Here is an 11,697-nt window from a genome sequence, read left to right on the forward strand (position 1 = left end):
GTTATGAATACTTATATTTCTGAATTTCTTATCAATTTTTCTTGGTGGCGCTCTTAATAGAGCGGCGCTTGAATACGTGTGTTCAACTGCTGCCGAAAGGTGAGGGTTGGTACACAAACACTGTCTCTTTCGGTAGTAAATAAACAAGGAGACAGCTATGACACATACCATTTTGACCGGTGATAGACCAACCGGACCATTGCATTTAGGCCACTTTGTAGGTTCTTTGCAGCACCGTGTATCTTTGCAAGAAGAGTATAATCAAACAATTTTGATCGCGGATATGCAGGGGTTAACAGATAATGGTCATAACCCCAAAAAAGTTGCAGACAACATCTTTAATGTTATGGCTGATTATTTGGCCGTCGGCATTTGCCCAACTAAAACCACAATTTGTTTGCAATCAGCGCTTCCTGCATTAGCCGAGCTTGCTATGTATTACGCAAACCTTGTTAGTGTCGCTCGATTAGAGCGTAACCCAACAGTTAAAGCGGAAATTGCCAGCAAAGACTTTGGCGCTTCTATTCCCGCTGGATTTTTAAGTTACCCGATAAGCCAAGCGGCGGATATCACAGCATTTGACGCAACACTGGTGCCTGTAGGTGAAGATCAACTCCCCATGATTGAATTGACTAACGAGATTGTGCGTAAACTTAACAATGTTGCCGGTAAGCAAGTTTTAATCGAGGCCAAGCCGTTATTGAGTGAGGTATCCCGACTACCTGGCGTTGATGGTAAATCCAAAATGTCGAAATCGCTTGGTAATGTGATCACCTTTGGTAGTACTGATGATGAAATAGTCAAAGCTGTACGCGCTATGTATACAGATCCTAATCATATTCGTGTAGATGATCCCGGTCAGGTTGAGGGAAATGTTGTATTTACTTACTTGGATGCTTTCCATGAAGATAAAAGCTATGTAGCAGCACTCAAAGAGCATTACTGTCGAGGCGGCTTGGGAGACAGCAAATTAAAAGGCGTATTAGCAGACTGTTTAGTGAATTTGATCACCCCAATTCGAGCTAAACGAGCACAATACATTGCTGATCCTGCGCAGCTGAGAGCAATTTTGTTGGCTGGCACAGAACAGGCAAATCAAAAATCACAGCAAGTACTAGGGAGAGTGAAGCAGGCGTTTGGTTTGAATATTCTTTGAAAGATAATTATGTGACCGGCCACATGTTAAATGTGGCCGGCACGCCTCATTCCCAATACGCTTGGGTAATTATTCAGGTTGTTTTAATGGCACATGTTGGAAGATATCCGGATCTATTTCACGGGTATTGAAATTAGGGAAATCCCGAACTGAAGCCATTTTTTGAGGGTCACCTGTGACCATTCTTAAAAGTTGATTGGTATCTGCTTTGAAGTAATATGTGGCTGGACCTTTACCATTGGGGCGTTGGAAATGCCAAATATCAGCTTCAAACCCTAATACCTCGCATGTTCCTTGGAACTGAGCGTCACACAATTCGAGTACATCTTGCGTTAGAATTAACTCGTGGCACGGGTCAACTTCGTCGTTTAAGACTTGCTCTTCAAAAGTGCTCTGCTTGTCCATATGTTCACGGCCATATGCAACTTTTGATTTGAAAGATTCGTTAGTTGCAGGGTACATGATTTCAGACATCCACAACCTGTGACCTGTCTTTTCTTCAGACCATGGATTGAACAGACCGTCAATTCTGCACACGTTGCGGGTATAGTCAAACCAGCAATAACCAGATGTAATGTGATCTTCTGGTTGCATAGGCTGCCAGTAAGAAACATAGCTGGTGCTCCACTGAGTAGGTAGCTTTGGTCGCTGCTTTTGTTTTTGCAGGTCCATATTACTTCTCTCCACGAGCCAGCGCTCTCTCTAGTGCTTGACCAAGAGCAGCTGGCAGCGGCGGCAATTCGCTGCGGCGATCTGCAAAGCTCTGTGCAATTTCTGGTGGTGATAAATGCATTCTGTCTTCAACGGTTTCAAACCATAAGCGACTGATAGTGGCATGTTGGTCAAATAAGCGCATGATAGGCATTACATGCTGGTTGAAGTCAGTTAATGCTGCTTGCACGTTGTCTGGGTTATCATACACGGCCTTTACTAAGATCTGTGCACCAACCACCGCCATGGTTGTACCGTGACCGATTGAGAAGTGACCAGACTGCAGCGCGTCACCGAGTAGTGCGACATTGCCATCAAACGCTTGTTCGTGGCTAAGAGTCATAAAGTTACGCCACTTTAAGCCTTCTTGCGCCATTACAGGATTGCCGTCTAAGTCATCTTCAAAAACTGATGCGATGAACTTTTCAGCGTCTTGTGCTGACATCTCATCTAGGCCGGATTTTTGATAGGTCTCTTCGCTACATTCGACCACGAATGTACTCATAGTGCTTGAGTATTTATAAGAGTGTGCTACAAAAATACCTTTTGAATGCGATTTAAAAATCAGGTTCATGGCATCAAATGTCTTGGGTGTGCCATACCACATATAGCGGTTTTTACCGAACTCAATTTTTGGCTTTAGTGCATCACGATAATATGTGGTGGTGTGGTTGATACCATTTGAGACCACGACTAAATCATAGTCATTGCATAGCAATTCAGCATCTTCAAGGGCTGGCTGTTCATAGTCAATGGTAATTCCTAGGCTGACGCAAAGTTGTCTAAGTTCTCTCACCATAGACTTTCGCTCTGCACCACATAGTGTCACGCCGGTACTTTTGAGCGCACTTTGGTTATGGTGAGTGAGCTTAAAGTCTTCTAAGTACTGCGCGTCTAGCGTTTCATGATTAGCTAGGTAAGACAGAGGATTCGCAGGATGGTGCGGGGCACGGCCTGGTAATACCACACCCCAGCCAACAACGTTTGCATCAGGGTGATTCTTTTCAATGACGCGAATATCCCACTCTGGTTTTAATTTTTTTGTTTCACTTGCGAACATCAGGCCTGATGGGCCTGCACCAACAACTAAAATCTTCATTAATTCATTCTCCCTATTTTATACCAAACGTTTTGCTTTTCTTGCTTGTCTCTAAGTTCACTGTAACGCATCGAAGTGAAATATAATTTTTCTGCCATATCCGGCGGGTAATGGTCTGGAAACTTCTGGTTCATGTAACGGGCAAATCGTGCTCGCATAAAGAATATTGGATCAGAGCAACTAAGGACTTCGTAGTTTGCACGCGCCATATCTTGCATTGCATCCGCCTCGATTTTGCGAAGCTCAGTGAATTCACTCAGTACCTTGTCAAAGTCATCGCCATATTGCTCAAATAAAGTATCTAACACGTATGCATCTTCAAGTGCCATATTCATACCTTGGCCCAAAAATGGTGCTGTGGCATGCGCTGAATCACCAATCAGAAGCGCAGTGTTTTTATAGTGGAAGGTAGAAGAACGAACATTAATTAAGTCGTTGCTTGGTTTCACCATAAATTGCTCGAACATATTTTGGCGAATATCTTCTGGGACCATAGGGTAGTACTGGTCGAAAAATGCTCGCATCGCAGTGCTGTCATCACTGTGTAAGCTCACTTGTCCTGTATAAGGTAAGCACACCGCAAAACTAATACTGCCATCAGGTATGGTGGCTGCTCGGCCTGCAAATTGGCCACCAGAATCCATACCAAAGAAGTAGAGTAAGTCTTTACGTAAACCCACTTTTGAGGCGTCAGGAACCACGAGCGTTTTGTAACCATGCTTGAAGAAAGATTGATGGAACTCAAAGCGGCGACAGTTTGATTGCATGGCCTCGCGAACACATGAACGCGCGCCATCAGCGCCGATCAATAAGTCACCTTTGTGGGTCACAAAGTTGTTATTACTGTCTTTGGTCATGACTGAGCTGCTGTCTAAGTTAACTTCAATACAACGCTGGTCATAGTGGTAATGAACGCCTGCTAGTTCTGCGTATTTATTGAGTAAAACTTGAAATGCGCTGCGGCTTAATGACAATGGTTTTAGCTTATCAAGTGGCGGCAGCTCACGTGTTTTAGGCTCACCTTTGATAAAAAATGACATACCAGATACTTCAACGCCACATGCTTGTAATTCCTCAACAGGGATCCCCGCAGCGACAACGGCTTCAATCCCTCTTACTGTCATACTTACACCAATGGCGCGTGAGCTAACTTGGTCAATATAGTCGGCCTGGCTCTGTAGGGGGTTTCCACGTTTTTCTATGATGTGTACATCGTATCCACGTTTTGCTAAGTATATGGCTGTCAGGCCACCGGCTAGACCGCCGCCAATGACGATTATTTTCTTCATGATTAAGCTTCCCTTGAAAGTTTGCCAGTTGCGATTTCATGCATCTGATTTTGAAAAAACTCTAATAACTCAATTTGTGTTGTTGGAGGTTTTGCACAGACCATAGCTCTGCCCATATCTGCAAGCTTTTTACACTGTACTGATATAGCCATACACCCTTGCTCTAAGTCTGGAAATACGTGTGTTTCGATTGGTTCTGGTACGGGTGGACCAGCATTTCTGCCCAGCGTACCTGATGGTAAGGTCATTATTAAGACTGATAATGGCCTTAAAATACCGGTCATTAAATCTATGGCGCCATTCATTAAACGAGAGCGGCGCATGCTGCCCAGAGGTTGAATGGCGAAGTGTTGCATCATGAGCTGAAACATCAGTTCGTGACAGCCTTTATAAAACTGCATAAGCTCTACGGCTGCGGGATTTGTAACAAGGTTACAACCCGTTCTTGGTTCAAACACCGGATTTTTTAGTACTGGGTAAGCAGGTTCGAACGGAATGTCGCTATTTGTTAGAGATTTTGAGATCGCTCTCAGGCGATTAAAGTGACTGACTTCAAATTGTGGTGAGTCAGCAGCAACACCTTCACCTTGCTCTGTAACAAAGTTAATCGCAAATAGTGCTGTTTCTTTGTCGTACACCTCGAATTGATAACCGGGATATTCACGATTGATAATTTCATTTAAAAATAAGTGGTGCTCACCGCCGAGTTTGATTCGCTTTTCACTAAATAAATCGGGTATTTGTTCAATAGCTTTAGTAATGTCATCGTAAAAGTCTGCGATAGACCTCCCAACAGTTGGAAAAAATGCAGGCCACTCAAAGCGCACAAACTTCGCAATGATATGTTCAGAGAAAGGCTCAAAAGAAAACTCGGTATCAAGTCCAAATTTGTTTTTGGCTTCTTCCCCAAGTATAGGCTTACCAGGGTAAAACGGCTCACCAAGTGCCATTAGAAGGTTATTTACAACCAAATAATGGATCATCTCTTCATGGGCTATTTCGAGTAACGCGCCACGCCATCCGCTGTTTAAGCGCCTATCTTCGCCGCCGTTAACTAACTCGAGTTGTTGCTCACTCCAACGGCCCATCGATACAAAGTGTTCACCAATAGCATAGTTAGGTAACGAATAGGCACTGTAGATATATTGCAACATAATCGAGAGCTCAAGATCTACGGCATCTTTTAATGCGTTAATGAGCTGTGCTTTTGTTTTTATATTGCCACTAATCTGTGCCTTTGGCTGTTCATTAGGCAAGATACTGGGCATGGCAGACTGCTCAACATTGCATAGGTATTTTAAAAATAATTGTGCGTGTGCGGCCGGCATTTCACGCGTACTTGGCATGTAATAACTTTTATCCCTATTTTTAGGGTCGCACATTTGCCACATTAAACGGGCATAGGTTTCACACTTACATTTATCCGCCATGCTAAATACGGCTTCGGTCATAAATGGATAAAATAGTTCGTAGTACGCCATGACATGCTGGTAGAGAAAATCATAGTCAACTTGCTCTGTCGGTGTATCTGCAAGTGCCCAAGCATCTGGGAGCACTCTCACTTGCACTGGACTATAAAATTCCCCTAAAAATAGCTCAGCGCCGCCTGGTGATTGACTCTCAACAATGATGCTGCCACGGCCATTTTCGTCAGTATCAAGGTAAGCAGAGCTGATGATAGTGTTAGGTGTAAGCGAATGTGTTGCTAATTGAGATATTGATGCTGGTTTTCCGCGATAATAACTGCGAACACCTAACTCAACCGTACTAGGCTCTCCTGTAACAGAGTTAGGGCTTTCCATGGCGATAATATGCTGCTCAGCTTGAATGTACCAATCACTTTCATACCAAGTATGACGCTCGGAGCATAACTTCAATGATTGTTGTTCGAACTGGCTGTCAAACTCTGGAAGCGGGATGTCAATTATCCCAGAATTTGTTGCATTATTTAGATAGCTGTCTTTTGGTATGATGGCGATCACTTGACCATTACTTGACTTTAAATATAGGTTGCCAAGATCTACTTTTTCACTGAGTTTTGGCGGCATGCCATTGTCAACTGGTATGGCTTCTTCATATCGCTGGTGGGGTAAACTAATAGCGGTATTTAGACTTAACCAGTTACCTCTTATTGATAAGGCGATTGGTGCATATTGTTCGCCGTTATCTGGTCTTAAGATTCTGCCAGTAGGGCAAGTGTCCATATCGTCTTCGTGCCATAAACCTATAGTGCCGTGCAAGTCACAAAAGACAGGCATATTAGGCGCTTTGGGTGGAGACAAGTTGCTTACACAGTACTGAATAAGCAGGCCTTTTACAGCTGGGTTTTGAAGTTTATTTCTTAATTCAGTTAAAAACTCAGAATCTAAACCAAGTTGGTTGAGTATAAAGTCTTTACTGTCTTTGCTCACTGTGAATTGAAACAGTCGAGCTTCGCTCATTTCTTCATAGAGAAAATGGTTTATTGGTTCTTCGATATAACCGCTATTTAGCCAGCGAACACCATGCGTGCAGTCTATATCTGCTGAAAGTATATGGGCAGTATTAGCTGACGAATTAGGATCTGTAATAGTGAGCTGACCTGCATAAATTAAGGCTGAATCTCGCCTTGTAGGATCATTATCAACCCAGCGTGCGCGATTAAATGAGGTTCTTAGATATTCGTTATAATGTCCCCACAAAGACAGTTTATTCCCGACGAGCTTATCATCAAAAATGTACTCACCTGGGCGTAACTGAACAGAAGTGACAAGCGTATTTTCCCAACTGAAATGGTTGTTGCCACGCATGTTATAACCAGCAGCGAGGTTAAACTCACCGGCTTCGTCAATTTGCCCTTGTGCATTAAATTTAGAGCCCATTGACTTCATGTAATCATGAAAGGCGTGTGGTGGTTTAGACACATCATAGGGTTTACCATCCTTGAGAGCGGTGTTAGTCGATATATCTAACGTGTTGTTGATATTACGATTACCTGTTGGCACATTAACACGCGCAACCCCTTTAAAATGAACTCGGGGAAAATCGAGAATACTCATTTATAAAAACTTCCTAGTTACTGATTTCTTCATTATGTCTATGTCTAATGACAATTAAATGTGCGCAAGTTCGCAATCTTCTTGGTTAAGCGCTTGTCTTTTTCTTACCCTTTCGAGTACTGTATTAGCTGCATTGGTGCCAGCAATAATGCCACCTTCCATCCAACCACAGTGAGGTGTGTATGCGTCCGAGGTTGAGATAATATGTGACTTTTTATGCTCTAATGTTTTTGGATGATTGGGGCTAGACTCTTGTGAAAATTCAACACCATGGACCCAGTGTTTGTAGGTGTGTGTAGATGGTTCAGGGAGCTGACTAACATGACACTTTAAAGCATCTGCCATCAGTTCTTTAACTGTTTGTAAGTAATGTGCTTCACCTTTTAACGTGGCGTCACGCCAAAAGTTAGCGTAGTCACTATCGGTATAAAAAAATACATACCGGTTGTCTTTAAAATACAGTTTTCTGATTGGGTTATTTGCAATTACAACGTGATCTGCTAAATCCAAGTCTTGCCACCAAGGTGTATCATAGAATAAAAAGCCCTTGAACAGGGGAATCGAACCGTATGTATAGTTACTCCAATCTTGCGGAAAGCCGCAATTGAGCTTACTCATTGCAGTTGGTGGAAAAGTTAAAATCATCTCACCTTCGTTAATGGTGACTTCCTGTTGGTTGTCTTTCAAAAGCGTCAGCGTCGGAGTGTTGCTGTCAGCATCTATTTTGATTAACTCGTGGCCAAAGTGAAATTCAACGCCGTGGGCTAAAGCTTGCTCATATAAACGCTCGGGTAGAGCAGAAAACCCTTCTTTTAGGTTAAACCACTCATAACCTGCATTGTCGGAAAAACCTTGGATTTCGGGATGTTTCTCAATGATATCGAAAGCAATATGTGGCGTAATGTTTGGTAATGATAGGGAGTCATAACCCAGTGCGTTTATCATTTCTCGGGCCTGACTTCCGCCTACGTAAATCGTTAAAAACTCCTCAAATGAGTCATGCGCATGCTCGTCACACAAAGGTTTCAAGTTTTTCAGAATACTCTTTAAACTTTTATGCAATGCTTGTGGGCGCTTTAGTTGTGTAAAAGGGAATTTTTCATAGGCCAAGTTTAAGGATTTCACTTGCTCTTTGACATTATGATGAAGCCCTGAAGAAAAGCGTCCTGCACCCAGATCGACATAATGATCATTGACTTTTATCGCATGTGCTCGGCCACCGACGCGATTTTTGTGTTCATAAACTCGAATGGTTTTCTTTTTGCACTCATTTGATTTTGCTAACGTTAGCGCGCAAATGATACCTGAAATGCCCGCCCCGATGATTGAGATTGTATTTTCTCTAACCGTCATGTTCCATGTTTCCTTGAGTTTTCCTAAAAACTTGTAGCTCTAAATGAAACTTCATTAATAATTAACATTATTTAAATATTAAAAATCATTGTTAAGCCGGTTTATTCACTGAAACACGAAACTGTTAAATTCGTATTCCATAAAATCAATAGATTATGATTAATTAAACTCGCTGTAATTGCTGGAGGGCATGATACCACTATCGTTTGCAATAATTAACATTGATCACGAGAATGTTACTAAAATAATGATATTTTCGGTCTGTAATAATTCTTAAACTGTTTACTTTATTGCAATTTGAGTATTTACTTTATTGCGATTTTGGATTTAATTCATTTTTTTAGAATAAAACAGTGTGCCAGTTTCATGATTGGTACATGAATTTTTGTTTTCAATTTAGGGATAAATATGTAGGAATTGTGGAGGTGAGATTTCAACGTATTACATGATAGCGGTTACTTGGGAACAGACAGTGCAAATAGCCAAAATGGATTATCAATTAATACTCTGAATTTAAATCAGTTTTAAGATGAAATGGCGGGCTTTTGTTATCTAGTTATAGATCTTTTTGTTAGATTAAACAGAGATTAAAACTTGTTGATGAAGACTTGAATTTTTATTGCGAATTTGCTTTGGATTTGTACCGATTACCTAAAGTGGTAAAACAATAGGTAAATCGGTATTTGTTTATTTGCAATGTGAAAACTAAGATGAATTTTTTATAACTTGGTGTTGATCTGGTTATTTTTCATTAGTTTTCTAAGTGTAAATACTGAGAAGGCAAGAGCAAACAGTCCGCCAGCTGTATCTGCAATCGGGAAAGACCACCATAATGCGTCGGGAGTAAACGTATCTGGCAGCACTGCCATTAGAGGTAAAAGTATAATATAGGTACGCGCAGCATCAAGCATGGTGGCAGGAAGTGCTCTGCCCATACCTTGAAAGAGGCCGCTCGACATCATGCAAAACCCAGATAGCGCAAATGCGCAAAATGAGATAAGGGCGATTTGTTTGCCAAGTTCGGTGACGTGCTGATCTTGAGTAAATAGCGCGATAAGCCACTGCGCATTGAGGCATAGTATAAAGGTGACGATAAGCCCCCAACCAACACTCATGATGCAGGCTACTATATAGGCCTTATATACCCTTTGGTATTGTCCAGCACCATAATTGAACCCCGCCAGTGTCTGAAGCGCGACCATCATGCCAATAATAGGTAGGAACAAAAACATATAGCTACGCACCAAGATACCATGGGCAGTAATGAGAGGCTCAGAGTTTTCTGTGAAAACGGTAGATATAGAATAGATGGTTGCAGCAAGAATGACTGAGAAACCACCATGAGATAACAACACTGGTAAACCAAGGCTGAGAATCTTAGTATGCACTTTTAAAGGGCTAAAGAGTTGCTGTTTGTTGAATTGAACCTTGCTTTCTCCTTTAGCTTGAAGTTGTAACGCCATTATAAGTGCGATGCTTATTGCGCAAATAGTAGCCCAAGCAGCACCTGCGACTCCCCATTCAAAAACAAATATAAAGATGGCATCAAGTATGATATTCAAAACTGAGGCTGTGGTGAGCACTTGCATCATTGCTTTTGGATTGCCTGATGCTCTAAACCCCTCAGTGATTTGGTTACATACAAAACCGACAGCCCAAAACAATACGATAGGTGTTATGTAACTGCGCGCTTGTACCTTTAATGATTCAGGTACCGCCAAGACGTTAAAGATGTTTTCTAAATTAAAGTAGGTTATCAAGCACAATATTAAAGCTGCGCTCAAAGCGAGTAAAAATGAGGCAGAAAATACTTGGTTAGCATCTGCCTGACGTTTTGCGCCAAGGTATCTTGAGATCAGTGATGCCATACCGCTGCCAAGCATTGTGCTTATGGCGATTAAAAGCATTTGGATTGGAAATACGGCTGAAACGGCCCCCATTGCTTGAGCGCCTATACCCTGAGAAATAAAGAGTGCATCCACAAAACTGTATAAACCGCTAATTAACATGCCTAAAATTGTAGGGATCGCTAAAAAGCAAAACTGTTTAAATATTGGTGCAGTTAGCAACGGTGACTCTTGTTGTTGTGCTAACTCAATGTCTGCTGTGGTCGTACTCATAGATTATCCTTGTGAACTGTTGATTGCTGTGGCTAGTGTACTGAAAAAAAATTAATAAAGTTAATTGTTTGTTTGCAAAGTTTTAATTTTTTCATCTGTTTGTGGTTTTTCTCAAGGGTATCAAATCGCATAGCGAATAAAACTTGATGATTTTGTCATGTACTTTTTGTGACTATTTTGCTCAAGTATTTAAGCTCTCTGTATTGTTAGAGAATATAAGTTGCTTATCTGGCGGCATTTCTATATTTTATGGATATGTTATATTGTATCTTTTTATTGGAGAGATAAATGCTAGGAAGTTTTCAGCAAACAGGAGATCGGGTATCAATAGGTCTCGCTTTGTTGTGCTTAGCACATTGTCTATTATTACCGTTAATGGTTTTAGCACTGCCATTTTTAGCGACCAGTTTTCTAAAAGAGGAAGCATTTCATCAAATGTTGTTGGTAGGCGTTTTGTTAACCAGTGTTGTGGCTTTATATAGTGGTTGCAAAACTCATCGTAAATGGCAAATTTTTGGTGGTGGTATTGTCGGGTTGGCTGTTTTGACTGTTGCTGCACTATTTGGACATGATTGGTTTGGAGAGTTTGGAGAGTTTGGAGAGTTTGGGGAGTCTATTTTAACGGTTATTGGCAGTGTAATTGTTGCTTATAGCCATCTTCTTAATATTAAAACATGCAGAAGCACATCATGTCATAATTAACTCAGCTTAATGTATGAAAGCCACTTTTCATAAGTGGTTTTCAACTTCAGAACTTTCTCCTCATCGCCCTTTATTTTAGCCTTTTTCACAAATAGGTTATTTAATCTCCTTGTACTATGCTCAATGCATTGGCTTTGTAAAAAGGTGTGTGCGTTGGTGAATTTTAATCATAACTCTCAGTGTGTTATCCAAGTTAGTTTATCGGCATTTCATCCGCTGTATCAATGCG

The 11,697-nt window shown here is 41.4% G+C and carries 8 protein-coding genes; 2 read left to right on the forward strand and 6 right to left on the reverse strand.

Going from position 1 to position 11,697, the window contains the following annotated elements:
- The first annotated feature begins 157 nt into the window (after positions 1-157).
- Positions 158-1,156 (forward strand): tryptophan--tRNA ligase, encoded by a 999-nt coding sequence (gene trpS, locus S4054249_RS07920; protein WP_046357243.1) that lies wholly within the window; start codon positions 158-160, stop codon positions 1,154-1,156.
- A gap of 69 nt (positions 1,157-1,225) precedes the next feature.
- Here trpS and vioE read toward each other — a convergent pair whose 3' ends face one another.
- The 6 genes from vioE to S4054249_RS07950 form a co-directional block, all read right to left on the reverse strand.
- Positions 1,226-1,828, reverse strand: a complete 603-nt coding sequence (gene vioE, locus S4054249_RS07925) for a violacein biosynthesis enzyme VioE (RefSeq protein ID WP_046357244.1) — start codon at positions 1,826-1,828, stop codon at positions 1,226-1,228.
- 1 nt (position 1,829) lies between these two features.
- Positions 1,830-2,966, reverse strand: a complete 1,137-nt coding sequence (locus tag S4054249_RS07930; protein WP_046357245.1) for a tryptophan hydroxylase — start codon at positions 2,964-2,966, stop codon at positions 1,830-1,832.
- A complete protein-coding gene (locus S4054249_RS07935) occupies positions 2,966-4,255 on the reverse strand; it encodes an FAD-dependent oxidoreductase (RefSeq protein WP_046357246.1) in 1,290 nt (429 codons plus the stop codon). Before S4054249_RS07935 ends, S4054249_RS07930 begins: the two co-directional genes overlap by 1 nt.
- A gap of 2 nt (positions 4,256-4,257) precedes the next feature.
- On the reverse strand, positions 4,258-7,293 hold the full coding sequence (gene vioB, locus S4054249_RS07940; RefSeq protein ID WP_046357247.1) for an iminophenyl-pyruvate dimer synthase VioB: 3,036 nt from the start codon (positions 7,291-7,293) through the stop codon (positions 4,258-4,260).
- 54 nt (positions 7,294-7,347) lie between these two features.
- Positions 7,348-8,646, reverse strand: coding sequence for an FAD-dependent oxidoreductase (locus S4054249_RS07945; protein WP_046357248.1), 1,299 nt, complete (start codon positions 8,644-8,646; stop codon positions 7,348-7,350).
- A gap of 719 nt (positions 8,647-9,365) precedes the next feature.
- Positions 9,366-10,766 (reverse strand): MATE family efflux transporter, encoded by a 1,401-nt coding sequence (locus S4054249_RS07950; protein WP_046357249.1) that lies wholly within the window; start codon positions 10,764-10,766, stop codon positions 9,366-9,368.
- Between the two features lie 288 nt (positions 10,767-11,054).
- On the opposite strand from S4054249_RS07950, the gene S4054249_RS07955 reads away from it, so the two are divergent.
- Entirely contained in the window at positions 11,055-11,468 is a 414-nt protein-coding gene (locus S4054249_RS07955) for a MerC domain-containing protein (RefSeq protein WP_046357250.1), read from the forward strand.
- The last annotated feature ends 229 nt before the right edge of the window (positions 11,469-11,697 follow it).

The sequence above is a fragment of the Pseudoalteromonas luteoviolacea genome (genome assembly GCF_001750165.1).
Classification (GTDB): Bacteria; Pseudomonadota; Gammaproteobacteria; order Enterobacterales; family Alteromonadaceae; genus Pseudoalteromonas; species Pseudoalteromonas luteoviolacea_G.